General features: G+C 72.9%; 19 protein-coding genes and 1 other RNA gene. 12 read left to right on the plus strand and 8 right to left on the minus strand.

Annotation, left to right across the window (positions count from 1 at the left end):
- Positions 1-7 precede the first annotated feature (7 nt).
- The 5 genes from ACIP4Y_RS00185 to ACIP4Y_RS00205 form a co-directional block, all read right to left on the minus strand.
- A complete protein-coding gene (locus tag ACIP4Y_RS00185) occupies positions 8-2,221 on the minus strand; it encodes a CDP-glycerol glycerophosphotransferase family protein (protein WP_401385734.1) in 2,214 nt (737 codons plus the stop codon).
- 156 nt (positions 2,222-2,377) lie between these two features.
- Positions 2,378-3,286: a carbohydrate ABC transporter permease gene (locus ACIP4Y_RS00190; protein ID WP_358637154.1), complete on the minus strand. Its 909-nt coding sequence runs from the start codon at positions 3,284-3,286 to the stop codon at positions 2,378-2,380.
- Positions 3,283-4,626, minus strand: a complete 1,344-nt coding sequence (locus ACIP4Y_RS00195) for a carbohydrate ABC transporter permease (RefSeq protein WP_401385738.1) — start codon at positions 4,624-4,626, stop codon at positions 3,283-3,285. The genes ACIP4Y_RS00190 and ACIP4Y_RS00195 overlap by 4 nt, the downstream gene beginning before the upstream one ends.
- 7 nt (positions 4,627-4,633) lie before the next feature.
- The gene (locus ACIP4Y_RS00200; RefSeq protein WP_401385741.1) at positions 4,634-6,013 is read right to left on the minus strand and encodes an ABC transporter substrate-binding protein; all 1,380 of its coding nucleotides are present in this window, start codon (positions 6,011-6,013) and stop codon (positions 4,634-4,636) included.
- Positions 6,014-6,275: 262 nt separating this feature from the next.
- Complete coding sequence (locus ACIP4Y_RS00205) at positions 6,276-9,815, minus strand: FtsK/SpoIIIE domain-containing protein (protein ID WP_401388586.1); 3,540 nt, start codon at positions 9,813-9,815, stop codon at positions 6,276-6,278.
- Between the two features lie 300 nt (positions 9,816-10,115).
- Between ACIP4Y_RS00205 and ACIP4Y_RS00210 the strand changes: the two genes are divergently transcribed.
- The 4 genes from ACIP4Y_RS00210 (at position 10,116) to ACIP4Y_RS00225 (ending at position 15,621) form a co-directional block, all read left to right on the plus strand.
- Positions 10,116-11,858 carry a serine/threonine-protein kinase gene (locus ACIP4Y_RS00210; RefSeq protein WP_401385744.1) on the plus strand — a complete coding sequence of 581 codons (1,743 nt, stop codon included), beginning with the start codon at positions 10,116-10,118 and terminating at the stop codon, positions 11,856-11,858.
- A 124-nt stretch (positions 11,859-11,982) separates the two neighbouring features.
- Complete coding sequence (locus ACIP4Y_RS00215; RefSeq protein ID WP_401385747.1) at positions 11,983-13,209, plus strand: serine/threonine-protein kinase; 1,227 nt, start codon at positions 11,983-11,985, stop codon at positions 13,207-13,209.
- 72 nt (positions 13,210-13,281) lie between these two features.
- Positions 13,282-14,388, plus strand: a complete 1,107-nt coding sequence (prfB, locus tag ACIP4Y_RS00220) for a peptide chain release factor 2 (RefSeq protein ID WP_358637162.1) — start codon at positions 13,282-13,284, stop codon at positions 14,386-14,388.
- Between the two features lie 297 nt (positions 14,389-14,685).
- Positions 14,686-15,621 (plus strand): hypothetical protein, encoded by a 936-nt coding sequence (locus ACIP4Y_RS00225; protein WP_401385750.1) that lies wholly within the window; start codon positions 14,686-14,688, stop codon positions 15,619-15,621.
- A 103-nt stretch (positions 15,622-15,724) separates the two neighbouring features.
- Here the strand turns inward: ACIP4Y_RS00225 and ACIP4Y_RS00230 are convergent, their stop codons facing one another.
- Positions 15,725-15,925, minus strand: coding sequence for a hypothetical protein (locus ACIP4Y_RS00230; protein WP_030348508.1), 201 nt, complete (start codon positions 15,923-15,925; stop codon positions 15,725-15,727).
- Positions 15,926-16,187: 262 nt separating this feature from the next.
- Between ACIP4Y_RS00230 and ftsE the strand changes: the two genes are divergently transcribed.
- From ftsE to ssrA, 5 genes are all read left to right on the plus strand, one after another.
- Complete coding sequence (ftsE, locus tag ACIP4Y_RS00235) at positions 16,188-16,877, plus strand: cell division ATP-binding protein FtsE (protein ID WP_030610589.1); 690 nt, start codon at positions 16,188-16,190, stop codon at positions 16,875-16,877.
- A 40-nt stretch (positions 16,878-16,917) separates the two neighbouring features.
- Entirely contained in the window at positions 16,918-17,835 is a 918-nt protein-coding gene (gene ftsX, locus ACIP4Y_RS00240) for a permease-like cell division protein FtsX (RefSeq protein WP_358637167.1), read from the plus strand.
- Positions 17,836-17,903: 68 nt separating this feature from the next.
- A complete protein-coding gene (locus ACIP4Y_RS00245; RefSeq protein ID WP_358637168.1) occupies positions 17,904-19,073 on the plus strand; it encodes a S41 family peptidase in 1,170 nt (389 codons plus the stop codon).
- Positions 19,074-19,154: 81 nt separating this feature from the next.
- Positions 19,155-19,697 carry an SsrA-binding protein SmpB gene (smpB, locus tag ACIP4Y_RS00250; protein ID WP_358637345.1) on the plus strand — a complete coding sequence of 181 codons (543 nt, stop codon included), beginning with the start codon at positions 19,155-19,157 and terminating at the stop codon, positions 19,695-19,697.
- Positions 19,698-19,826: 129 nt separating this feature from the next.
- Positions 19,827-20,196, plus strand: a transfer-messenger RNA (tmRNA) gene (gene ssrA, locus ACIP4Y_RS00255).
- A 64-nt stretch (positions 20,197-20,260) separates the two neighbouring features.
- Here ssrA and ACIP4Y_RS00260 read toward each other — a convergent pair.
- A complete protein-coding gene (locus ACIP4Y_RS00260; protein ID WP_401385757.1) occupies positions 20,261-21,493 on the minus strand; it encodes an MFS transporter in 1,233 nt (410 codons plus the stop codon).
- A gap of 84 nt (positions 21,494-21,577) precedes the next feature.
- Between ACIP4Y_RS00260 and ACIP4Y_RS00265 the strand changes: the two genes are divergently transcribed.
- The 3 genes from ACIP4Y_RS00265 to ACIP4Y_RS00275 all read left to right on the plus strand — a co-directional run bounded on the left by ACIP4Y_RS00265 (position 21,578) and on the right by ACIP4Y_RS00275 (position 25,747).
- A complete protein-coding gene (locus tag ACIP4Y_RS00265; protein ID WP_401385760.1) occupies positions 21,578-22,579 on the plus strand; it encodes a LysR family transcriptional regulator in 1,002 nt (333 codons plus the stop codon).
- A gap of 227 nt (positions 22,580-22,806) precedes the next feature.
- A complete protein-coding gene (locus tag ACIP4Y_RS00270; RefSeq protein WP_401385763.1) occupies positions 22,807-23,559 on the plus strand; it encodes a hypothetical protein in 753 nt (250 codons plus the stop codon).
- Between the two features lie 19 nt (positions 23,560-23,578).
- On the plus strand, positions 23,579-25,747 hold the full coding sequence (locus ACIP4Y_RS00275; protein WP_401385766.1) for a bifunctional polysaccharide deacetylase/glycosyltransferase family 2 protein: 2,169 nt from the start codon (positions 23,579-23,581) through the stop codon (positions 25,745-25,747).
- On the opposite strand, the gene ACIP4Y_RS00280 is transcribed toward ACIP4Y_RS00275, so the two are convergent.
- Positions 25,692-26,027 carry a hypothetical protein gene (locus tag ACIP4Y_RS00280; RefSeq protein ID WP_358637177.1) on the minus strand — a complete coding sequence of 112 codons (336 nt, stop codon included), beginning with the start codon at positions 26,025-26,027 and terminating at the stop codon, positions 25,692-25,694. The two genes, ACIP4Y_RS00275 and ACIP4Y_RS00280, sit on opposite strands and share 56 nt — an antisense overlap.
- Positions 26,028-26,175 lie beyond the last annotated feature (148 nt).

The following is a 26,175-nucleotide window of genomic DNA, read 5'->3' on the forward strand; positions in this document are numbered from 1 at the left end:
ACGGTGTTCAGTGGCTCTCGGTGACGGGAAGGGGACCGGAAGGTTGCGGCACGGTGGCCAGCGGAGAACGCGCGCAGGCCGCCGGTGCCGGCTTCCGGTCCGCGAGCGGCACCACCGGCGGCAGCTCCGTCTCGCCCCGCACCACCCGGCGTACGACCCGTTCGGCGGCCCGCCCGTCGTCCCACGGGCAGAACCGCTCCCGGAACGCCGCCCGCAGCTGCGCCGAGCGCGAGCCGCACCAGTGGCCGGTGGCGAAGATGTCGATCAGCTCGTCCTCGCTGCGCGCCACCGCGCCCGGCGGAAAGGCCCGCAGGTCGATGTAGACGCCGCGGACCGCCTCGTACGCCGCCCAGTCCTCGGTGTGCACCACGATCGGCCGGTCCAGGCCCGCGTAGTCGAACAGGACGGGCGCGTAGTCGGTGAGCAGCACGTCGGAGGCCAGGCACAGCTCCGCCGGGTCCGGGTGGCCGGAGACGTCGATGATCCGGGTGCCCTGCACGGGGGTGTGGGTGCGGGCCAGGACCACGAAGCGCGGGCCCAGCCGGCGCAGGATCCGCTCCAGGTCGAGCAGCGGCTGCTGGGTGCGCCGGTGGTCGCGGCGGGCGGGCGCGTACAGGATCGCGACCGCGCCCTCGGGGACGCCCAGCGCGGTGCGCAGCCGGGCCACGTCCGCCGCGGTCGCCCGCTGCAGGACGTCGTTGCGGGGCAGCCCGTACTCCAGCGTGGTGTAGCCGCCCGGGTGGACGCGCTCCCAGGTCAGGGTGGCGTGCCGGTTGCCGGACAGGACGTAGTCCCACTGGTCGACGCCCCGCAGCAGCTCCGCGAGGTCCAGGTCCCGGGCCGCCGCCGGGCGCTCCAGCAGGTCGAGGCCCGCGTGGCCGAGCGGGGTGCCCTGCTGGGTCTGCACGAAGACCTGCCCGGGCCGCTTGCGCAGCCGTCCCTCGAAGCCGGCGTCGCTGACCAGGTAGCGGGAGCGGGCCAGCGCCGTCCAGTACGCGGCCGTGCCGGGCCGCAGCCGCCGCGGACCCGCCGGTACGGCGTGCTCCTGCCCGGGCCGGGCGATCCACGCCGTGCTCAGCCGCGGCACGTGCGTACGGAACGCCTCCTCCAGCGCGGCCGGGTCCCCGCGGCCCTCCCGGGCGGCGAACACCGCCCGGTCGGAGCGCAGCGGCAGCCGCAGCTGGAACCGGTAGTGCAGCCGGAGGACGGCGGTGCGCGCGGCGCGGACCAGCTTGACCGCGGACTTCAGCGCCCGCCGGCGGACGGCCGCGGCCAGCCGGAGCGCCCGGAACGTGCGGTGGAGCCCGAAGCGGACCAGGGCGTGCCGCAGCCGCAGGCGCACCCCCGGCACCCGGTAGCGGCGGTAGTGGGCGCGGGCCCGGCGCAGGAACGCGCCGTGGCTGCCGCGCGGCAGCCGGCCCGGCTTGCTGAACACCGTCGCGTAGTGGTCGACCATCCGCCGGAACAACTCGGGCCGCCAGCGCGCGAGTTCCGGCCGCTCCTCGACGTACGCGAACACCCGGTCGTACTGCTCGAAGAGGTCGAAGTGCTTGTCGCTGGTGGTGCCGAGGATGCTGCCCTGCCGGCGCTGCCGGTAGTGCACGCACACCCGGTCCAGGGTGGCGAGCGACTGCGCGGTCAGCAGCACCGGGAAGGTCCAGGGGGTGTCCTCGTAGTAGCCCGGCGGGAACCGGAAGCCGTGCTGCTCGACGAAGTCCCGCCGGTAGGCCTTGTTCCAGGCCACCATCAGCACCCGCAGCAGCCCCGGCCGGTCCTCCAGCCGGAACGGCGCCGGGCCCTGCTCGGTGAGCTGGGCGGCGAGCTGGTTGCGCACCCGGCGACCGTCCCAGTAGGTGCGCGCGTAGTCGAAGACCAGCACGTCCGGGTCGCCGGTCTCCTTGAGCCGGTCGGCGACCGCCCGCAGCGCGTCCGGGGTGAGCGTGTCGTCGCTGTCCAGGAAGACCAGGTAGTCACCGGTCGCCTCGGCCAGGCCCGCGTTCCGGGCCCGGCCCAGCCCCTGGTTCTCGGCCAGGTGGACGGGCTTCACCCGGGCGTCCCGGGCCGCGTACTCGTCGATGATCGCGCCGCAGGCGTCGGGCGAGCAGTCGTCCACGGCGATCAGTTCCAGATCGGGATACGACTGCGAGAGCACCGAGTCCAGGCACTCGGACAGATACGCCTGGACCTTGTACGCGGGGACAATGACACTGAACCTGGGCAAGGGACATCCATGGGTCGGTCGGCGCGGGCGTTCTGCCCGGGAACGGCCGATGGAGTGAATTGGTTACGGCCCGTACGGCATTCGGGGGACACCGGGTGAACGCCGAGGGGCGGGCCGCCGACGGCCCGCCCCCCGATAAGTGATCCCCTTCTGCGGCTACTTGACCGCCCCGGCCATCACGCCGGACACGAACTGCCGCTGGAACGCGAAGAACACGGCCAGCGGGATCACCATGGAGATGAAGGCGCCGGGCGCCAGCACGTCGATGTTGTTGCCGAACTGCCGTACCTGCGTCTGCAGCGCGACCGTGATCGGCTGGGTGCCCGACTTGGTGAACACCAGCGCCACCAGCATGTCGTTCCACACCCACAGGAACTGGAAGATGCCGAGGCTCGCGATCGCCGGCCCGCCGAGCGGCATCACCACCCGGGCGAACAGCCGCAGTTCACCGGCGCCGTCGAGCCGGGCCGCCTCCAGCAGCTCGCGCGGGATCTCCGCGAAGAAGTTCCGCAGCAGGAACACCGCGAACGGCAGGCCGAAGCCGGTGTGGAACAGGATCACCCCGAGGATCGTCCCGAACAGCCCGAGCTTGCCGAACAGTTCGGCGATCGGGATCAGCGCGACCTGCACGGGCACCACCAGCAGGCTCACCACGCCCAGGAACCACCAGTCCCGGCCGGGGAACTCCATCCACGCGAACGCGTACCCGGCCAGCGCCCCGATCACCACGACCAGCACGGTCGCCGGGACCGTGATCAGCACCGTGTTCACCAGGGAGTTGGTGATGTCGGAGTTCTCCAGCAGCCGCTGGTAGCTGTCCACGGTCAGCTGGGACGGCTTGGTGAACACCGTCCACCAGCCGCTCGCACTCATGTCCTGCGGTGTGCGCAGGGACGAGACGAGCAGGCCGATGGTCGGCACCAGCCAGAACAGGCCCACCAGGATCAGGACCACCCGGACCAGCCCGCCGCTCAGCCGCTCCGCGATCCGGGAGCCGACCGACTGCCTCGCCTTCACCGTGCGGACCGGGTCGGCCTTGCCGATGCTTCCGGCGGTCGCCGTCATCGCCGTACCTCCCGCCGCAGCCGACGAACGTTGAACAGCATCACCGGGATCACCAGCAGCAGCAGGAACACCGAGATCGCGCTCGCGATGCCCGGCTGGCCCTCCGCGAAGCCCTTGCGGTACAGCTCCAGCGCCAGCACGTTCGCGTCGTCCTGGGAGGAGCCCGGCGCGATGATGAACACCAGGTCGAACACCTTCAGCACATTGATCATCAGGGTGACGACCACGACCGCCAGCACCGGCGCCAGCAGCGGCACGGTGACCTTGCGGAACACCTGCCACTCGGTGGCGCCGTCCACCCGCGCCGCCTCCAGCAGTTCCCGGGGCACGCCCGCGAGCCCGGCCGCGATCAGGACCATCGCGAAGCCCGCCCACATCCACACGTACGACCCGATGATGGACGGCGTCACGAGCGCCGGGCCGAGCCAGTCCACCCCGTTGTAGGGCTCCCTGAAGTTGCTCGCGGGCAGCCGGAGCAGCGCCCCGTCGGCCGCCGCGGGCAGGGTGAAGGTGCCGTCCCCGGACGCCTTCGTGGACGCGACCACCTTGCCGTCCTTCACCGCCTCGATCCGCATCCCGGCGTACCCCACCTCGGACGGGTCCGGCGCGCCGAGCCTGCCGACGCCCGTGCCGCGGGTGAAGTCCTGCCAGGTGCTGCCGGTGACCTTCCCCGGCTCCGGCTTCGCGGCGGCGGCCTTCTTCGCGTCGTCCGGCAACTGGTCCGGGGCGACGCCGACCAGCGGCAGGGTGACCGGCTGCCCGGCGCGGACGGGCTCCTTGGTGACGAAGCCGCCCTGATCCGGCCGGAGCGGCGAGTCACGGCCCGGGTGCGCCTTCGGGAACGCCGACGACTGCGCGAACGTGTCGTGCACGCCCACCCACACCGCGTTCGCGACGCCCTTGTCGGGGTCCTGGTCGTACACCAGCCGGAAGATGATCCCGGCGGCCAGCATCGAGATCGCCATCGGCATGAAGACGACCAGCTTGAACGCCGTCCCCCAGCGCACCCGTTCGGTCAGCACCGCGAAGACCAGGCCCAGCGCGGTGGCGACCGCCGGCGCGAACACCACCCACAGGACGTTGTTCTTCAGGGCGGTGCGGATGCCGTCGTCGGTGAAGAGGGTCTTGTAGTTGTCGAAGCCGGCGAAGCCGTCGCCGGAGGCGTTGTAGAAGCTGCGGACCAGCGAGTACCCGATCGGGTAGACCACGAGCGCGCCGAGCAGCACCAGCGCGGGCAGCAGGAACAGCGCTGCCACGGTCCTGCGGGTGCCGGTCACGCTCTTGCGACTGCGGGGCGCGGCGGGGCCCGGTGGGGCCCCGGCCGCCGCTGCCGACGCCATGGCCGGATCAGCCCCCGTTCCCGTAGGCCGCGGCCGCGTCCTTCTCCAGCCTCGCCTGGGCGCCCGCGACGTCCTTCGGGTTCTTCAGGAAGTCCTGGAGGTCCTTCCACTCACCCTTGCCGGGCGTCCCGCCGAAGGCCTGCGGGGCCTGGTCGGACATGTCGAAGCGGAAGTCGTCGCCGGACGCGACGAGCGCCTTGGCGATCTTCTGCTGGACCGCGTTCGGGTACGCCGAGATCGGCACGCTCTTGTTCGGGGAGAGGTAACCGCCGAGCTTTGCCTGGATCGTGGCCGCGTCCGGGGAGGCGAGGAAGGTGGCCAGGGCCTGCGCGGCCTTGGAGTCCTTCAGGATCACCGCCGCGTCACCGCCGGAGACCACCGGCGCGCCGGCGCCGACCGCCGGGAACGGGAACACCTTCGCGTCCGTGCCCACCTTCGCCTTGGTCTCCCCGATGTTGACCTGCACGAAGTCGCCCTCGTACACCATCGCGGACTTCGGCTGGTCGCCGCCGGTGAAGGTCTGGGTGACCGACTGCGGGAACTCCGTCTGGAGGGCGCCGGTCTGGCCGCCGGCCAGGTAGTCCTTCCTGCCCCAGATCTGGGCGAGGGTGGTCAGCGCCTGCTTCACCGACGGATCGGTCCACTTGATCTTGTGCTGGGCCAGCTGGTCGTACTTCTCCGGGCCCGCCTGGGACAGGTACACGTTCTCGAACCAGTCGGTCAGCGGCCAGCCGTCCGCGCCGGCCACCGAGAACGGTGTGACACCCGAGTCGTACACCGCGCGCGAGGCGGTCAGCAGGTCCTGCCAGGTCTTCGGCTCCTTGGCGCCCGCGTTCTCGAAGACCTCGGCGTTGTACCAGATCAGCGACTTGTTGGCGGCCTTGTAGTAGACGCCGTACTGCTTGCCGCCGACCTTGCCGATGTCCTGCCAGCCCTGCGAGTAGTTCTTGGCCAGCTCCTTCCGGGCCTCCGGTCCGAGGGGCTTGGCCCAGCCCTTGTCGACGGCCTGCTTGATGGCGCCGGGCTGCGGGAGCAGCGCGACGTCCGGCGGCTGGCCGCCCGCGATCTTCGAACCGAGGAAGTTGATGATCGGGTCCTGTGCGGGTACGAAGGTGACCTTGGCGCCGGTCCGCTTCTCGAACTCGGCGAGCACCTTCTTGAAGTTGGCCTGCTCGGCGCCGGTCCAGACGGCGGCCACCTCCAGACGGGCGCCGTTCAGTTTCGGCAGGGTCACGGTGGCGGCGGTGGCTCCGCTGCTCTTGTCCCCGTTGTCCTTCTTGCCGTCGTCACTGCTGGAGCAGGCGGAGAGCGCGAGCGCTCCCGCGAGCAGTGCGGCGAGTGTGGTGACGGCCCTAGGTGTCCGGAACGTGCTGCTCTTGCTGCGCATCACTTCCCCGTTCGTCGTTCGTCGTTGAACGCTGTTGAACGTCAGAACTCTGTCCCGTGCGGTCCGGTGTACGCCGGGCCGCTCCGGGCGGGCAAGAGCGCCTGCCGTGTCCACCGGCTCATCGTGACCGGCTCGTGACCAGGGGTGTATGCGCACGGGTTCGCGGGGGCCGGGGCCGGGGCGGTCCCGCCGGGGAGACGGCAGGTTCACCTGGAGGGATGACGGGTTCCGTCGTACTCCCTTCAGCGCTTCCACGGATCGCTCAGAGCAGGGACGGAACCTCCGCCGCCGCGACCTGGCGGGCCGCCCGCTCCACCGCGCTCGCCAGCAGCGCCAGGTCGGTCGGGCCGTTGCCCAGCTCACGCACGGGCCGGCGGGCCGGCGGGTCGCCCATGCGCTGCCAGTCCAGCGGGACGACCGTGGGCCGCTGGGTGGCGGTACGCGGGATACGGCCCGTCACCCGGCCGCCCTGGAAGCCCACGGTCCGCCCGTCCGCGTACGCCAGCGTGCCCCGACCCGGCGCCGGCTGGTCCGGCCCCGGCTGCGGGGCGTCCAGCGTGACCCGCAGGGCGGCCCGGCGCGCCGGCTCGGACTCCGCCGTACGGCCGCCGGCCCCGGCCGCCGCCACCAGGTGCACGCCGAGCCGCTCGCCGTCCCGGGCCACCGCCTCCAGCGCGCGTATCACCGAGCCGGCGGCGGGCCGGCCCGGCGAGCCGAGGGCGGGGGAGACGAGCGCGTCCAGGTCGTCGACGACCACCACGAGCCGGGGCAGCGGCGGTGCCGCGGCGGCCCGCTGCCGGGCCGCCCCGCCCGGCCGCAGCCGCAGGGTGGAGCTGGGCGGCGACTCGATGTCACCGGACGCGGAAGCGGAGGCGGCGTGACCGGAGGGCGTGCGCTGGGACACCATCCGGCCGGACACCTCCTGCCCGGCGTGCCACCGGGCGAAGTCGGTGCGGCCCAGCAGCTCCGCCCGGCGCTTCAGCTCGGCGGTCAGCGACTGGGCGAACTCCCGCATGCGCACGGGGTCGTTGGCGATCAGGTGCGTGGTGACGTGCGGTATGTCGGTGCACACGCGCAGGCCCTCACCGAGGCCGGCGCCCGTGCCGACGCCGTCCCGGCCGTCGAGCAGCACCATGGTCAGCCGGTCCGGGCGCTCGGCGGCGGCCAGCGAGGCGACCACGGTCCGCAGCAGCTCGGTACGGCCGCTGCCGGCGGGGCCCTCGACCAGCAGGTGCGGGCCCTCGGCCACGAGGTCGGCGGTGACCGGCCCGCGCTGCCCGGCGCCCAGCACCGCCCGCGCCCGGCCGCCCAGCGACTCGGTGTCGTCGGCCGCGTCCGCCCAGCGCGCCATCAGCGAGGCCGGGGTGGCGCGGGCCAGGCCCAGCTCGTCCAGCAGCCGCGCCGACCTGGGCAGCGGCGTGGCCACGCGCGCGTGCCGCTCACCGGGCGGGCCGTCCGGGCGCAGCGGTGCCAGTGCCCGCGCGAACCGCTCCGCCCAGGCGGCGGAGACGGCGTCGACGGTGGCGAGCGTGCCGGTGCCGACGGGCCCGCCCGGCGCGACCCGCAGCAGCTGCAGCGCGGCGGCGACGTCCCCGCTCAGCAGCGCCACGGCACCGCAGTGCCGGAACGTCGGCGTCACCGCGCACGCGGCCTCGTACGTCCGGGGCACCGGGGAGGCCGGCGAGGCGGTCTCGGTCTCGGCGAGACACACCACGTGGATCCCGGCCCGCGGCCCGGCCACGGCCAGCCGCGCGAGCGCGTCCCGCAGCGCCGAGCCGCCGGGATCCCCGTCCACGACGACGATCGTGTACGGCCCCTCGAAGCCACCGGCACCGACGTCTTCCTTGGCCCAGGAGGGCCGCCGGGGGGCTTGTCCGGATGCGGCGGGCGTCCCGAGGAGGGGGGCGGGGGGCGGCGTGGGTGTGCCGGGCGGGATGGGGGCCGTGTTGCGGGCGGCCGGGGCAGCGGGGGCAGCGGGGGTGCCGGACGGCGGGATCGGCCCCTGGGGGCCGGGGGCCGTGGGGGTGGCATCGCGTGCCGGGGCGGGGTGGGCCGCGGTGCGGCCCGTCGCCGCGTGGTCGTCCAGCCGGCGCAGCAGCTCCTCCGCGCGGGCGGCCGCCTGTTCGCGGTCGTAGGCCAGCAGCAGCCGGCAGTCCTGGCCGTGGCCCGGCCGGACGTGCGGGAGCCAGCCCAGCCAGGCCCACTCGGCCGTACGGTCCGCCACCGGCCGCGAGCGGTCCGCGCTGATCAGCACGATCTCGAGGAGGTCGGGGGAGTGCAGCGCGGCGAGCTGGGCCAGCACCGCGCGGGCCAGCCCGGACAGCCGGGGGCGCGGACCGGCCAGGCCCAGCGCGCCCGCCTCGCGCAGCGCGGCGGTCACCGGCACCGCCGGCAGCAGGCCCGAGCCGTCCGGCGCGCTCCGGTCGGCCGTGCCGAGCCGCACGGCCAGCGCCTCGGGGTGTCCCGGCCCGCGCTCCCACAGGCGGGGTCCGGGACCCAGCGCGGTCAGCAGCAGGGCGGCCGGATCCGGCCAGGTCTCCGGCTGCCGCGGGACACCGGCCGCCCGGGCCGTGCCGACGCGGGCGGTCGTGCCGTCGTCCGTCTCGGGGCCGGCCGGCTGCTCGCCGCGTCCGCCGGCCAGCCGGCGCGCCCAGGCCCCCAGGCCGCGCCGCCGGGCACCCTGCGGGGCGTCGGTACCCCTGACCGGGGTTCCCTGGCGCCCCGCCGCCCGCGGGTCCTCACCGGCGATCCCGAAGCGCCCCGCGTGGGTGTCCCCGCCGGCCGCCCCGCTCCGGCTCTCCGCACTCGGCGCCCCGGCCTGTCCCGGCACCACCGGGGACGGCCCGCGCCGGTGCTCCTGCGCCCCCGCGTCCCAGCCGGCGGCGCCGTCGGGGCCGTAGGCGTGCTGCGCGGCCGCACCACCGGAAGCGGCCCCCGCCCCGCCGGGCCGGTGCCCGGCACCGGCCGAAGGAGCAAGCCGGGCCCCGGGGCCTCCCGCGCCGTCCGCCGCGGCCGGCCCCTCGCCGGGACCACCCGCACCCGCCGACGGCGACTGCCCGCCACCATGGCCACCTGCGCCCGGCGACGCCTCCCGCGCGGGCGCCGCGGGCGCCGCGGCGGATCCGGCGCCCGCCACGACCCGCACGCAGCCCTCCCCGTCGGGCACTGTCCGCACGCGCATCCCGGCTCCTCCGGCCGGAGCGACCCGCAGCGCCGACTCGCCTATCCGCAGCAGGCCACCGGCGGGCACCCGTACCGGCCGCTCCGAGACCCGCACGCCGTCGAGCGACGTGCCGTTCGTGGAGCCGAGGTCGGCGACCGAGACCCGGCCGTCCGCGTCGACGGTGACCGCGCAGTGCAGGCGGGACACGTCGGGGTCGTCCAGCGGGACGTCGGCGTCGGCGGAGCGGCCGACGGTGATCCGGCCGCCGTGCAGCAGATGCACCCCGCCCGCGTCCGGGCCGGCGACCACGTGCAGCTGGGTCGGGGCCTCGTCCAGCTCGGGGTGCGGTTCGGGGGCCGCCGGAGCGCCGAGGGAGAGCACGGCGCCGTCCGTCAGCGGGGGTTCGCCGAGGGTGCTGCGCCGGGGGTCGAGCCGCTCGGTGCCCGCGTAGAGCACCACGGAGGCGCCGCCGGCTTCCCGGCCGGTGCCGCCGTCGCCGGTGACCGCCCCGGCCAGCGCCGACGCGACCGCGGCCAGCTCCGTGCCCGAGGGCGCCGTGACCAGCACGTCGCGGCTCACGGCGCGGCCCCGCTGCGGGGCCGGGCCGAGCGGGTCTACGACGGTCAGCCGGATTTGCATCCCCACCCCAACACGAGCACGTCGGCCAGTACTGGAAGGCATCCTCGCACCTGCCGCTGACAGCGTGCCCGGAACCCGGTGACAAGTGATCTTGATTGGTCGGCTCTGCCCCCAAAAGTGCCTGACCACAAGGGCGGCGCCGATCACTTGAGATCGGTCACGTCCGGTTTGGGCAACCAGGGGACCGGGGCGTGCGTCTTTCCGTCGAGCACCTGGGGCTCCCAAGGGCGGCACTACAGTGGGTCGGAACAAACGGAATGCAGGCAAGCAAGCAACAGCAACCAGCAGGGAGCGCGTGACGTGCGGCCAGTCGGCAGCAAGTACCTGCTTGAGGAGCCGCTCGGACGCGGCGCCACAGGCACCGTCTGGCGTGCCCGCCAGCGCGAGACCGCGGGCGCCGAGGCGGCCGTGCCCGGCCAGCCGGGAGAGACGGTCGCGATCAAGGTCCTGAAGGAGGAGCTGGCGAGCGATCCGGACATCGTGATGCGCTTCCTGCGCGAGCGCTCCGTGCTGCTCCGGCTCACCCACCCCAACATCGTCCGGGTCCGCGACCTGGTCGTCGAGGGCGACCTGCTGGCGCTGGTCATGGACCTCGTCGAGGGCCCCGACCTGCACCGCTACCTGCGCGAGAACGGCCCCTTCACGCCCGTCGCCGCCGCCCTGCTGACCGCCCAGATCGCCGACGCGCTCGCCGCCAGCCACGCCGACGGCGTCGTCCACCGCGACCTGAAGCCCGCCAACGTGCTGCTCCAGCAGCGCGACGGCCAGATGCACCCGATGCTGACCGACTTCGGCATCGCCCGCCTCGCCGACTCCCCGGGCCTGACCCGTACCCACGAGTTCGTCGGCACACCCGCGTACGTCGCCCCGGAGTCCGCCGAGGGCCGGCCGCAAACCTCCGCCGTCGACATCTACGGCGCCGGCATCCTGCTGTACGAGCTGGTCACCGGCCGCCCGCCGTTCTCCGGCGGCTCCGCCCTCGAGGTCCTGCACCAGCACCTGAGCGCCGAGCCGCGCCGCCCCTCCACCGTCCCGGCCCCGCTGTGGACGGTGATAGAGCGCTGCCTGCGCAAGAACCCGGACGAGCGGCCGAGCGCGGAGAACCTCGCGCGCGGGCTGCGGGTCGTCGCCGAGGGCGTCGGCGTGCACGCGAACGCCGCGCAGATCGCCGCCGCCGAGGGCGTCGGCGCGCTGCTCGCCCCGGACCCGGACCCGGCCGCCGTCCCGGGCGTGCCCGGCGCCGCCGACCCCACCCAGGTGCTGCCGACGAACGCGCCGCAGGGGGCGTACGGCCAGCACGATCCGAATGCAGCCACCAGCGTGCTCCCGCACACCGGCGGCCCGGCCGGCGCCGCCGACCCCACCGCCGTCCTGCCGAACACCGGCGCGGCGGACCCGACGGCCGTCCTGCCGCCCGTCGGAGAGGGCCGGCAGGGGCAGTACGGCCAGCAAGGGCAGCAGGGGCAGCAGGGGCAGCAGCCCGAGCAGTCGCACCCCTGGCAGACGCAGCTGCGCGCCGCCCGCGACCGCAACGAGCAGACGCAGATCCAGTACCTGGACCCGGACGAGGACCCGCTGCGCCGCCGCCCCCAGCGGCAGGTCGCCCGGCCCCAGCAGCAGCCGCGCCAGGCCCCGCAGCCCCGCCCGCAGCAGCCGCAGCCGCGCGGCCGGCGCTCGCCGCAGGCCCCCGGCTACGGCTACCCGCAACAGCAGCCCCAGCAGTACGCCCCGCCGCAGCAGCCCCAGCAGCCGCAGCGGTACGCGCCGCCCGCCCGGCCCGAGCCGCAGCGGCCCGCGCGGGAGCCCCGGGCGCCGCGGCAGCGCAGCGCCAACCCGATGAAGATCCCCGGTCTCGGCTGTCTGAAGGGCTGCCTGTTCACGATCGTCATCCTGATCGTGGCGAGCTGGCTGATCTGGGAGCTGACCCCGCTGCAGGACTGGATCGGTACCGGCAAGGGCTACTGGGACCAGATGAGCGAGTGGGTCGGCAAGGTGGGCGGCTGGATCAAGGACCTCGGCGGTTCGTCCGGCAGCGGGAACTGATCGCCGGCTCGGGCGTTTGGTTTAGCCATTTGTCGACATCTGCCGGGTGATTTCCGTCTCCGCGGTGAAGGTTGGCTCGGCGGACGCGTAGTTTTGGCGACAACACGCGTCTGTAGGAGCAGTCTTGGCACGGAAGATCGGCAGCCGGTACACCGCGAACCAGATCCTGGGGCGGGGGAGCGCCGGCACGGTGTGGCTGGGCGAGGGACCGGACGGCCCCGTCGCCATCAAGATGCTGCGCGAAGACCTCGCCTGCGACCAGGAGCTCGTCGGACGCTTCGTGCAGGAGCGCACCGCGCTGCTCGGGCTGGAGCACCCGCACATCGTCACCGTGCGCGACCTGGTGGTCGACGGCAACGACCTGGCCCTGGTCATGGACCTCGTGCGCGGCACCGACCTGCGCACCCGGCTGGAACGGGAACGGCGGCTCGCCCCCGAGGCGGCCGTGGCGATCGTCGCCGACGTCGCCGACGCGCTGGCCGCGGCCCACGCGGCCGGGGTCGTCCACCGGGACGTCAAGCCCGAGAACGTCCTGCTCGACATGCAGGGCCCGCTCGGGCCGGGCGGCGCCCACCCGGCGCTGCTCACCGACTTCGGCGTCGCCAAGCTGATCGACTCGCCGCGGCGGACCCGCGCCACGAAGATCATCGGTACGCCGGACTACCTGGCCCCGGAGATCGTGGAGGGCCTGCCGCCCCGGGCCGCCGTGGACATCTACGCGCTGGCGACCGTCCTGTACGAGCTGCTGGCCGGCTTCACGCCCTTCGGCGGCGGGCACCCCGGCGCGGTCCTGCGGCGGCACGTGACCGAGACCGTCGTACCGCTGCCCGGCATCCCCGAGGAGCTGTGGCAGCTGCTGGTGCAGTGCCTGGCCAAGGCCCCCGCGTCCCGGCTGCGCGCCTCGGAGCTGGCGGCGCGGCTGCGCGAGCAGCTGCCCGTGCTGGCCGGGATGCCGCCGTTGGACGTGGACGAGCCGGACCTGTCCGAGGAAGCCGCCGAGGAGTCGGTGCCGTCGGCTCCGCAGCGAGAGCCGGTACGGCGGCGAGGGGCGGTGCCCCTCGTCCCCGGGGCCAAGCCCGACTCCAACCGGGACACGCACACGTCGATGCGGGTGCCGGGGCCGGACGAGTTGGCCGGCGGGGCCCACGGGACCGCTCGCGTGCCCCGGGCCCCCGGTGCGCCCCGCCCCGGCTCGGCCCGCCACAGGGCCGCGGTGCGGCGGCGCCGGGTGACCTTGGGGGTGGCCGGGTTGGTGGTGGCCGCTGTCGTGGCCGTCGGCGCGTGGTTCGCCTCCTCCGGCGGGGACGACGACCAGCCGGCGCCACCCGCCCACAGCACGTCGGCCCCCTGACCCACCCGGGCTCCGGCAGCGCCGGGCACCGTCCGGCCGAGGCCGCTTGCCACAGCCGTTACGCTGGAAGGCGTGGCAGTCGTCGATGTATCCGAAGAGCTGAAGTCCCTCTCCTCGACCATGGAGTCGATCGAGGCCGTCCTGGACCTCGACAAGATGAGGGCAGACATCGCCGTGCTCGAGGAGCAGGCGGCCGCGCCGTCCCTCTGGGACAACCCGGACGAGGCGCAGAAGATCACCAGCAAGCTCTCCCACCTCCAGGCCGAGGTCAGGAAGGCGGAGGCGCTGCGCGGCCGGATCGACGACCTCGCGGTCCTCTTCGAGATGGCCGAGGAGGAGAACGACCCGGACACCCGCGCCGAGGCGGAGTCCGAGCTGACCTCGGTGAAGAAGGCGCTGGACGAGATGGAGGTCCGTACCCTCCTGTCCGGCGAGTACGACTCCCGTGAGGCGCTCGTCAACATCCGCGCCGAGGCCGGCGGCGTCGACGCAGCCGACTTCGCCGAGAAGCTCCAGCGCATGTACCTGCGCTGGGCCGAGCAGCGCGGCTACAAGACGGAGCTGATCGAGACGTCGTACGCCGAAGAGGCCGGCATCAAGTCGACCACCTTCGCCGTCCAGGCGCCGTACGCCTACGGCACCCTCTCCGTCGAGCAGGGCACGCACCGCCTGGTGCGCATCTCGCCCTACGACAACCAGGGCCGCCGCCAGACCTCCTTCGCCGGCGTCGAGGTGCTGCCCGTCGTCGAGCAGTCCGACCACGTCGAGATCGACGAGTCCGAGCTGCGCATCGACGTCTACCGGTCCTCCGGCCCCGGCGGCCAGGGCGTGAACACGACCGACTCCGCGGTCCGCATCACCCACCTGCCCACCGGCATCGTGGTCTCCTGCCAGAACGAGCGGTCGCAGATCCAGAACAAGGCCACCGCGATGAACGTCCTCCAGGCCAAGCTGCTGGAGCGGCGCCGGCAGGAGGAGCAGGCCAAGATGGACGCCCTCAAGGGCGACGGCGGCAACTCCTGGGGCAACCAGATGCGTTCGTACGTGCTGCACCCGTACCAGATGGTCAAGGACCTGCGCACCGAGCACGAGGTGGGCAACCCGGAGGCCGTGTTCAACGGCGAGATCGACGGGTTCCTGGAGGCCGGGATTCGCTGGCGCAAGCAGCAGGAGAAGTAACTTTGTCGACATGACAACTGCCGTCCTTAGGGCGGCAGTTGTCTTATGTCTGGGTTTTACATCACACTCACAGGCTTCAACTCCCCGCAAACGCCACTCCACCGGACATTGCGCCCGCAACGCCCTTGACGTTGCTTTGAAGAATGGGGAAGGGTGAGGCGCGGCATGCGTACTCGAGGGGCGCATGTGAACCGGGGGAATCGAGTTGACGCGCTTCGTCACCAGCTGCCTCCGTCGATCACGGCACGCCCCATCGCGCCGCCTCATTGACGAACAGCTACTGGGGGTAGCAACCATATGACGAAGAAGACGCGGATCCGGGTCGCGCGGATAGCCGCCGGCGCCGTGATCGCGGCCGGGGCGTCACTGACCGCCGCCGGCGCGGCTTCCGCCCTGGACCTCGATGTCCAGGCGGGCCCGATCAGCCTCGGTGTGAGCGGTGTCGGCGCCGACGGCGGCAACACCGACGGCGGCGGTGGCTGCCCGATCGGCATCTGCACCGACGGCGGCACCGACGGCTCGGGCGGTACTACGGGTACCTCCGGTACGACCGGCACCACGGGTACGACGGGCACCACCGGCACTACCGGTGAGACCGGTACGACGGGTACGACCGGCACCACTGGTACCACCGGTGAGACCGGTACGACTGGCACCACCGGCACCACCGGCACCACGGGTACCACCGGCACCACGGGTACCACCGGCACCACGGGTACCACCGGCACCACGGGTACCACCGGCACCACGGGTACCACCGGCACTACGGGTACCACCGGTACTACGGGCACGACCGGTACCACTGGCACGACTGGTACCACTGGTACCACTGGCACCAGCGGTTCCTCCGGTACGACCGGCACCACGGGTTCCACCGGCACGAGCGGTAGCACCGGCACCACCGGTACGACGGGTGAGACCGGTACGTCGGGTGACACCGGCGCAACCGGGACCGGCACCACCGGCTCCACCGACGGCGGCTCGAGCAGCACCGGTGGCAACAACACCTCCCCCGAGGGCGGCAACAACAACGTCCCGCAGAACGAGGGTTCCTCGGCGCTGACCGCGACCGGGTCCGACGACTCGGCCCAGGGCGGCGGCAAGCAGCTCGCCGAGACCGGTGCCGGCCAGACCGCGTTCCTGCTCGTCGGCGCCGCGACGATGATCGCCGGCGGCATCGGCTTCCGCGTTCTGCCGCGCCTGGTGACCGGCCGGGGCGGCGCCGCCGCCTGACCGTAGCCACACGGTCACGCACGGCACGCATGCTGTACGCGTAAGGGCCCGGAGCTTGGCGCTCCGGGCCCTTACGACGCTCTGTGCGGGCTCTTCGGCCCGCTCACGCGGTCTGGTGCGCCAGCAGCGCCACCGCGGCGATCAGCACCGCGAGCAGCGCGATCAGCGCCATGGGGTTCAGCCCGTTCAGGCCTCCGAAGAAGCCCTCCTGCTGCAGTCGCTCGCGGTTGGCACGGCACACCGGGCACCGGCCCTCACTCACAGGCGACGCGCAGTTCGCGCACACCAACCGGTCGTACGTCATGCGCTCGCCCTCCTTGCACCGGCCATCACATGTACAACGTTCGCCGGAACGAGAACGTTCCCCCCGCTCCCGTTCTCCTTCGTTTTCCTTCCACTGTGCCAGGTTCCCGCGGAGCGTGCGCGGGGCCCCGGGGAACAGGGCGCGGAGACGGGGGCGGTACAAAAACGCACAAGTCTTGCCCAACCTCAACCTGCGACTGCACTTGCACACCCGGTTCGCGTATGGTCACGCTCATCTACCCCCGGCGACCCGTGGTGCATCCGTGATCCGATTCGACAACGTCTCCAAGGTCTACCCCAAGCAGACCCGCCCCGCACTCAGGGATGTCTCCCTGGAGGTGGAGAAGGGCGAGTTCGTCTTCCTCGTGGGGTCCTCCGGCTCCGGAAAGTCCACCTTCCTGCGGCTCATCCTCCGCGAGGAGCGGTGCAGCCACGGCCAGGTGCACGTCCTGGGCAAGGACCTCGCGCGGCTGTCCAACTGGAAGGTGCCGCAGATGCGCCGCCAGCTGGGCACCGTCTTCCAGGACTTCCGACTGCTGCCGAACAAGACGGTCGCGGAGAACGTGGCCTTCGCCCAGGAGGTCATCGGCAAGTCCCGCGGCGAGATCCGCAAGTCCGTGCCGCAGGTGCTCGACCTCGTCGGGCTCGGCGGCAAGGAGGACCGGAGGCCCGGCGAGCTGTCCGGTGGTGAGCAGCAGCGCGTCGCCATCGCGCGCGCGTTCGTCAACCGCCCGAAGCTGCTCATCGCCGACGAGCCCACCGGCAACCTCGACCCGCAGACCTCCGTCGGCATCATGAAGCTGCTCGACCGCATCAACCGGACGGGCACCACCGTCATCATGGCGACGCACGACCAGAACATCGTGGACCAGATGCGCAAGCGCGTCATCGAGCTGGAGAAGGGCCGCCTCGTCCGCGACCAGGCCCGCGGCGTCTACGGCTACCAGCACTGACCGCAAGCACCCAGTTCCCGAAAGGCCTGAAGACCCCGCCATGCGCGCCCAGTTCGTCCTGTCGGAGATCGGTGTCGGTCTCCGCCGCAATCTGACGATGACCTTCGCCGTCATCGTCTCCGTCGCCCTGTCCCTGGCCCTGTTCGGCGGTTCGCTGCTGATGAGCGACCAGGTGAGCACCATGAAGGGCTACTGGTACGACAAGGTCAACGTCTCGATCTTCCTGTGCAACAAGCACGACGCGGAGAACGACGTGCACTGCGCCAAGGGCGCGGTCACCGAGGACCAGAAAAAGCAGATCGTCGCGGACCTGCACGGGATGCCGGTCGTCGAGAAGGTGACCTACGAGTCGCAGGACGAGGCGTACAAGCACTACAAGGAGCAGTTCGGCAACTCCCCGCTGGCCGGCTCGCTGACGCCGGACCAGATGCAGGAGTCGTACCGGATCAAGCTCAAGGACCCGCAGAAGTACCAGGTGATCGCGACCGCGTTCAACGGGCGCGACGGCGTGCAGTCGGTGCAGGACCAGAAGGGCATCCTGGACAACCTCTTCCAGCTGCTGAACCTGATGAACCGGGGCGCGCTCGGCGTGATGGCGATGATGCTGATCGTCGCCCTCCTGCTGATCGTCAACACCGTGCGCGTCTCGGCGTTCAGCCGACGGCGCGAAACCGGCATCATGCGCCTGGTCGGTGCCTCGGGCTTCTACATCCAGGCGCCGTTCATCGCCGAGGCCGCGGTCGCCGGACTCATCGGCGGCGGCCTCGCCTGTGTCGCCCTCGTCGTCGGCCGGTACTTCACCATCGACCACGGCATGGAGCTGTCCCACAAGCTCACGCTCATCAACTTCGTCGGCTGGGACGCGGTGTTGACCAAGCTGCCGCTGATCCTCGCCACCAGTGTGCTGATGCCCTCGCTCGCCGCGTTCTTCGCGCTGCGCAAGTACCTCAAGGTGTGACGCACGCCAAGGGAGCCGTACAGGCATCCGGCCGTACGGCCCCTTGGCGTTGCCCTAGACTCGCCGCCATGTCAGGCCGTGACCTGTTCTGTCAGCCCCGCCGCATCCGCCGTGGGGCCGCCCTGACATTGGTCTTCGCCGGGGTGCTGGTCGCCGGCGTCGCCACCGGCTCCTTCCCGGAGTCCGGCGGCCCCGCGCGCCGCACCGCCGTCGGTCCGGCGGGTGCGGCCACCCGGCACGAGGCCGTCGAGAAGGCCGCCGCCGAGGCGATGGCCGACGGCAAGTCCCCCGTGGAGGCGGCCGAACGGGCCGTCAGCCGCAGCGGGGACCGCTGGGCCGCGGTCTACTCCCAGGGCGAGTACGAGGAGTTCCAGGACGCGCTCGACGGCCGCTACACCGGCGTCGGGCTGTGGGCGCGGCAGGAGGCGGACGGCCGGATCGTGGTGACCCGGGTGCAGCCCGGCTCGCCCGCCGCCGACGCCGGGATCCGCACCGGCGACCGGCTGCGCAGCGTCGACGGCGGCAAGGTCGACGGGCGGCCGGTCACCGAGGTGGTCGCCTTACTCCGCGGCGACGCCGAGGACGCCCCGGCCGGTACGACGGTCACCCTCGGCCTGGAGCGCGGCACGCGCGCGTGGACCCGGACGCTGCACCGGGCCCGGCTGTCCACCGACTCCGTGACCGTGCGCAGGCTGCCCGACGGGGTCACCGTCCTCAAGATCGCCGCCTTCACCAAGGGCTCCGCCGACGCGGTCCGCGAGGCCCTGCGCACCGCACCGGCCGACGGCCGGACCGTCCTCGACCTGCGCGGCAACTCCGGCGGCCTGGTCACCGAGGCGGTGGACACCGCCTCCGCGTTCCTGGACGGCGGCCTGGTCGCCACCTACGACGTCGACGGCGTCCAGCGCGCCCTGCACGCCGCCCCGGGCGGCGACACCACCCGGCCCCTGGTCGTCCTCGTCGACGGCGGCACCATGAGCGCGGCCGAGCTGCTCACCGGCGCCCTGCAGGACCGGGGCCGCGCGGTGGTGATCGGCTCGCGCACCTTCGGCAAGGGCTCCGTCCAGATGCCGACGAAGCTGCCCGACGGCTCGGTGGCCGAGCTGACCGTCGGCCACTACCGCACCCCCTCCGGGCACACGGTCGACGGCCGCGGCATCACCCCCGACCTGGAGGCGGGCGCGCACGCCCTGGAGCGGGCCGCGACGGTCCTCACCGGCCTGGGCGACCCGTCGTAGCCACGCCGCGCGGCCACCCGTAATCGGCTGTACGCACACCCCCTGTGTGGTGCGAAAATGGGCGGCACTATGAGCAAGGGAATGTACGTACCGAAGGAGTCCCAGCCCAAGCAGGGCGGCGGGGCCGCCAAGGCCCGGGACGGCGAGAAGGGCGGCAAGCGCAAGATCGTCGCCCAGAACAAGAAGGCCCGGCACGACTACGCGATCGTCGACACCTACGAGGCCGGGCTCGTGCTCATGGGCACAGAGGTCAAGTCGCTGCGCGAGGGACGGACCTCGCTGACCGACGGCTTCGTCCAGATCGACCGGGGTGAGGCGTGGCTGCACAACGCCCACATCCCCGAGTATCACCAGGGCAGCTGGACCAACCACTCCGCGCGCCGCAAGCGCAAGCTGCTCCTGCACCGCGAGGAGATCGACAAGCTGGAGTCGAAGTCCCAGGAGACGGGACACACCATCGTGCCCCTCGCCATCTACTTCAAGGACGGCCGGGCGAAGGCCGAGATCGCTCTCGCACGGGGCAAGAAGGAGTACGACAAGCGGCAGACGCTGCGGGAGAAGCAGGACCGGCGGGAGTCGGACCGGGCGATCGCGGCGGCGAAGCGCAGGCAGCGCGGCGTCTAGAGCCGGCCGCCGGGAACAGGCTGGCATCGTCGGGCGTTGGTCACGTACGATGGCAGTGCACTCCACAGAGGGTGCGCGAACCCCCTCCACGGAGGGGATAGAACTGTTGTTAATTAAACACAGCAACATGGGGATGATCGGTTTCGACAGCGGCTGTCGAAGCAGGGGAAGCGTGTCGAGGAAGCGGCAATGATCTCGTAAACCATATGTCGCAAAAAATAATCGCCAACACCAAGCGCGATTCCTTCGCCCTCGCTGCCTAAGTAGCGACTTGCGAAGTGTCAGCCCGGGGCTGTTCCCGACCCGGATCCTGGCATCAGCTAGGGAACTAAACCTCTAGACCCGGTCACGGGGTATAGAGGGAAATCAAACAGTGACTGAGCCCGTCGGAGACTTGTCCGCGTGATCTCCGGGGCCGAGAAAATCGCAGCGGACTGCACACGGAGAAGCCCTGATTCCGCACCGTTGGACGCGGGTTCGATTCCCGCCATCTCCACGAGGCCCCTCCGGGGGTCCACCCCATGTGGGCAAAGGCCCCGTCGCTTCGAGCGGCGGGGCCTTTGTCATGGGGTTCCCCGTACCCCGCCGGCGCGGGTGAGTGAAGCAACCCCCAGCGCGACTGTGGCGGCCGCGGGTGGTACGGCGTACGCCGAGGCGGGGGAGAGGTGCTCCGCCGCCCAGCCGCCCATTGCCGAACCGCACGCGATCCCGGTGAGCAGCCCCGTCACCATCAGGCTCATCCCCTCGTTGAGGCGGTCGGCCGGGGTGTGCTTCTGCACCAGCGTCATCGCCGTGACCATCGTCGGCGCGGTCGCCATGCCCGCCACCAGCAGCGCGGCCGCCAGTGCCCAGAGCGAACCGGTGAGGCCCGCGGCCAGCCAGGGCAGGATCATCAGTAGGGCCATCCCCGCCAGGCAGTGCCCCAGCCGCACCCTCGCCGGCTTCAGCGCGCCGTACGCCAGGCCCGCCGCGCACGACCCCGCCGCCTGGAGCGCGAGCACCGCACCGGCCGCCGCGCGGTGGCCCTGCCCGTCGGCGTACGCGATCGTGACGACCTCCATCGAGCCGAACACCGCGCCGGTCGCGACGAAGCAGGCCAGCAGGGGCGGGATGCCCGGGCTGCGCAGCGGCGAGGGCGCCAGCGAACGGGCCGTCGGCGGCGGCTCGGTCGCCCGCTGGGCGGTGAACAGCAGCATGCCGACGAGCAGCAGCGCCGCCGCCGTGAGCGTGCCCGCCTCCGGGAAGAGCGTGCCGGTCAGGAACGAGGCCAGCACCGGTCCGAGCATGAAGCACAACTCGTCCGCGGCCTGCTCGAACGCGTTCGCGGTGTGCAGCGCGCCGGGTTCGTCGCGCAGCAGGTGGGCCCAGCGGGCGCGGGACAGGCCGCCGATGTTGGGGGTGGCCGCGGTACCGGCGTAGGCGGCGAACAGGGTCCAGTCGGGGGCGTCGTAGCGGACGCACAGCAGCAGCGCGAGGCTGCCCAGCACGGCGACGACCGTGGCCGGCAGTGCGATGCGGGCCTGCCCGTGCCGGTCCACCAGCCGGGCGAGCCAGGGCCCGGCCACCCCGGTCGCCGCGAGTCCGGTCGCGGTGACGGCGCCGGCGAGGGCGTACGAGCCACGGGAACCGGCGATCATCACCACCGCGCTCACGCTGAGCATGCCGATGGGCAGGCGGGCGAGCAGGTTGCCGGTGGTGAAGGCGCGGGCGCCGGGGAGGGCGAACAGGCGGCGGTATCCCGTGGATTGCGGGGCTCTGCCTGATATCGGACTGTCTTCGGTGGTCTGTTGCGGCATGGCTCCACGGTCACCCGGAGCGGATCACCGGGTCCAACACCTTCTGCGTGCGGATTCACGCACCGGCGTTGTAAGTTCGCCGCCATGTCCGCTCCCGCCCACATAGACCCCCGCCTGCTGCGCGCCTTCGTCGCCGTCGCCGAGGAACTGCACTTCACCCGGGCCGCGGCCCGCCTGTACGTCGCCCAGCAGGCGCTCAGCCGGGACGTACGGCGACTGGAGCGGGAGCTGGGTGCCGAGCTGTTCGTCCGGACCACCCGGCAGGTCACGCCGACCCCCGACGGCGAGCGCCTGCTGCCGCACGCCCGCCGCGTCCTCGCCGCCCAGGACGACCTGCTGAGCGCGTTCGCCGCCGGCCAGGCCCGCCCGCTGCTGGTCGACCTCAACACGCCGGGCCTGGTCACCGGCCGCCGGGTGCTGCACCGGGCCCGCGAACTCGTCCCCGACTGCGAGCTGATGGCCCGCTACGAGAGCGGCCTCACCGGAGCCGCCGCCGAACTGCTGGCCGGTCGCCTCGACGTATCCTTCGGCCGGTTCGCCGGACTCGACCCGGCGCTCCGCTCCGGCCTGGCGCAGCAGCCGGTGCGGTACGAGCCGATGGCCGTCGTCCTGCCCGAGGACCACCCGCTGGCCGGTGCGGCCCGGGTGCCGCTGTCCGCGCTGGCCGGGGAGACGGTGTACGCCGGGGCCGGCAACCCGCGCACCGGGGAGTGGACCGACCTGGCCCGGCGCCTGTTCGCGGACCACGCCGTCCGGCTCGCCCCGCCCCTCCCGCTGGCCGTCGGGGACGAGGAGTTCGGCCGCATCATGGCGAAGACCCGGACGCCGGTGCTGGCCGTCGTGGACTTCCCGCCCCTGCCCGGCACGGTACGGCGCCCCCTCGTCGACCCCGTCCCGCTGTCCCCCGTCTCGTTGGTGTGGCGGAAGGGGCTGGTTCATCCCGGACTGACCGCACTGCGGACGGCGGTGGCCGAGATCACTCGGGGGGAGGGGTGGTTGCGGCGGCCTGCCGGTGGATGGATTCCGGCCATGGACGCGGAGGTGATGAACCAGGGCGTGCCGGACGGGACCGGCGCCCGCCCGTGACGACCAGGTGAACGGCACCCCTCCGCGTGCGCTACATTCATGGCCCGGGCACAGGTGGTAATGGGGATCGTGAGCGCGCCCGGACCTGTCCCGTGGGGGGATGCAAGCGCGTGAAAAAGTGGCCGGAAGGCGCCCAACCGGAAGAGCGGGCAACGGCATCGGCAGGGCCCGGTGAGCCGGTGGACGAGGGCGACGAGCGAATGAATCCGGACGCGGCGGAGGGCTCCGTGGAGCCTGTGGAGCCCCCCGAGCCTGAGCCTGCCGAATCCGACGGGGCCGAGTCCTCCGGGCCTGCCGAGTCCGCTGACGTCGTCGGGTCTCCCGAGGCGCCCGGGCCCGTCGCCGGTCCGCCGGCCCCCGCCCCCGGACCGGACGACGCGACCGTCCAGCTGGACGACGTACGGCTCGGCGCCCCGGGCACGGCCGCGGCCGTGGACGAGCCGCGGGGCTCCGACGGACCGGTCTTCGTGGACGAGTCGGGCCGTCGCAGCCGCCGTTTCCGCCGGCTCGGCCAGGCCGTGGCCGTCGCCTGCGCGGGGTACGCCGCCGTCATCGTCGCCACCCTGCTGTCCGGTAACTCCGCGGCCCCCTGGCTGCCGGTGCCGGGCCAGCACGAGGACAAGCCGGCGAGCAAGGTGGACACCTCGCCGCTGCCGAGCGCCTCCACGACCCCGACCCCGCCCGGCACCGGCGCGGTGACCGCGCCGGGCGTGGGCACCGCGGTGACCGGCACCGCCGTACCGGGCGGCGGCTCGCCCGTCGCGGCCGACGTCTCCGCCTCGGTCGCGCCGTCGGCCGCCACCGCCTCCGCGCCCGGCACCACGGCGTCCCCGTCCCCGGCCGTGCCCTCCACCGGCGAGACCCCGGCACCGTCCGCCTCGGGCACCGCGACCGCTCCGGCGCCCACGCCGACCCCGCCGGGCCGCACCCACACCCCGCCCGGCCACACCCGGCACCCGCACCCCAAGCTCTCCCTCTGACCAGGCGGAACACCCTCAGATGGCTTCACAACCCCGGCGCCGCGCCCGGCTGCCGCTGCGCTACCTGCTGCCCCTCCTGGTCCTGGGCGCGACCCTGGCGATGCTGATGCTGCGCGGCTACGTGCACAACGAGATCCTCGCGGACCACCGCATCCGGCCCGCCGCGGCGAACGACGAGGTGCCGCGGCGGATCCTGGACGGCGGCCCGGTCATCGACACCCGCCACGGCCGCAGCAGCAGCCTGCGCATCCCCGACCACCACATCGTCCTCACCTTCGACGACGGTCCCGACCCGACCTGGACCCCGAAGGTGCTCGACATACTGAAGAAGCACCACGCGCACGCGGTCTTCTTCGTCACCGGCACCATGACCTCCCGCCACCCGGAGCTGGTCCGGCGCATGGTCGCCGAGGGCCACGAGGTCGGCCTGCACACCTTCGACCACCCCGACCTGTCGTACCACTCCGCGAAGCGCATCGACTGGGAGCTGTCCCAGAACCAGCTGGCGCTCGCCGGAGCGGCCGGTATCCGCAGCTCGCTGTTCCGGCCGCCGTACTCCTCCTCCGCCGACGCCCTCGACAACCGGTCCTGGCCCGTCACCCGGTACATCGGCGGCCGCGGCTACCTCACCGTCGTGGACGACACCGACAGCGAGGACTGGCGCAAGCCGGGCGTGGCGCGGATCGTCCGCAACGCCACCCCGCACGGGGGCCGGGGCGCGGTCGTCCTCATGCACGACTCGGGCGGCGACCGGCACCAGACCGTGCAGGCGCTCGACACGCTCCTGCCCCGGCTCCAGCAGCAGGGCTACACCTTCCAGACCCTCACCGGAGCGCTGCGGGCGCCGAGCGCGGACACCCCGGTCACGGGCCTCGACCTGTGGAAGGGCAAGGCCTGGGTCCTGCTGGTGACGGGCGCCGACGACCTCACCGCCGTCCTCGTCGTGGGCCTCGCGGTCGTCGGCTGCCTCGTCCTCGCCCGCTTCGGCCTGATGCTGCTGCTGTCCGGCGCGCACGCCCGCCGCACCCGTCGCCCCGGCTTCCGCTGGGGCGACGGGCCGGTCACCGAGCCGGTGTCGGTGCTGGTGCCGGCGTACAACGAGGCCAAGTGCATCGAGAACACGGTCCGTTCCCTGATGCGCAGCGAGCACCCCATCGAAGTGCTGGTCATCGACGACGGCTCGGCGGACGGCACGGCCGGCATCGTGGAGGCGCTGGACCTCCCGGACGTACGGGTGATCCGCCAGGCCAACGCGGGCAAGCCGGCCGCCCTCAACCGGGGCCTGGCGAACGCCCGGTACGACCTGGTCGTGATGATGGACGGCGACACCGTCTTCGAACCGGCCACCGTCCGCGAACTCGTGCAGCCCTTCGCCGACCCGCGCGTCGGCGCCGTCGCCGGCAACGCCAAGGTCGGCAACAAGGACCGGCTCATCGGCACCTGGCAGCACATCGAGTACGTGATGGGCTTCAACCTCGACCGCCGGATGTACGACATCCTGCGGTGCATGCCGACCATCCCCGGCGCGGTCGGGGCGTTCCGGAAGTCCGCCCTGCAGCGCGTCGGCGGCATGAGCGACGACACGCTCGCCGAGGACACCGACGTCACGATGGCCCTCCACCGCGACGGCTGGCGCGTGGTGTACGCCGAGAAGGCCCGCGCGTGGACGGAGGCGCCGGAGTCGGTCCAGCAGCTGTGGTCCCAGCGCTACCGCTGGTCGTACGGCACCATGCAGGCCGTCTGGAAGCACCGCCGCGCGTTCTTCGACCGGGGCCCGTCCGGCCGCTTCGGCCGCGTCGGTCTGCCCCTGGTCTCCCTCTTCATGGTCGTCGCCCCGCTACTGGCCCCGCTGATCGACCTGTTCCTCGTCTACGGCCTGGTGTTCGGCCCGACCGGGAAGACGATCGCGGCCTGGTTCGCCGTCCTCGCCGTGCAGGCGGCCTGTGCGGCCTACGCCTTCCACCTCGACCGCGAACCCCTCACTCCGCTCCTGTCCCTCCCGCTCCAGCAGCTCCTCTACCGCCAGCTCATGTACGTCGTCCTGCTCCAGTCCTGGATCACCGCCCTGACCGGCGGCCGGCTGCGCTGGCAGAAACTCCGCCGCACGGGCGGGGTGGCGGCACCGCCGGCTTCTACAACGGGTGGGCCACCGCTTCCTTCTGCAACTGCACCGCAGCCAGCAGACTGAGCCCCGGCTCGGCCTGCCGCAGCGCCTTGATGGCGGCGACGGACTCGACATCCCCACTGAACCCGACGTCGGCCAGCCGGCTGCGCACCCAGTCGGCCCGCAACTGCCCCTCACTCGCACCGGCGGTGGCCCCGACGAGCGCGACCGCCCGCTCCAGCCCCGCCCGCTCCTCCTCCGAAGCCCCGGCCAGCGCATCCCGCAGCGCCGCCGCGACGAGGTCGGAGTCCCGGATGACGAGCACGAGGTCTTGTTTCCTGCCGAATCCCGTGAGTCCCTTCATACGGACCAGGGTGGACGCCATGGGCCGCGATCTTCAAACCACTTGAGCAGTTCCAGAGGCTTGGGGGGGTACCCGGCGACGCGGGGCAGGGGACGTGGCCGAGACGCGCAGTGGTTCGCGGTGGGCGGCCGGGGCGGCGCTGCCTGAT

The sequence above is a fragment of the Streptomyces sp. NPDC088810 genome (genome assembly GCF_044750305.1).
Taxonomy (GTDB): Bacteria; Actinomycetota; Actinomycetes; order Streptomycetales; family Streptomycetaceae; genus Streptomyces.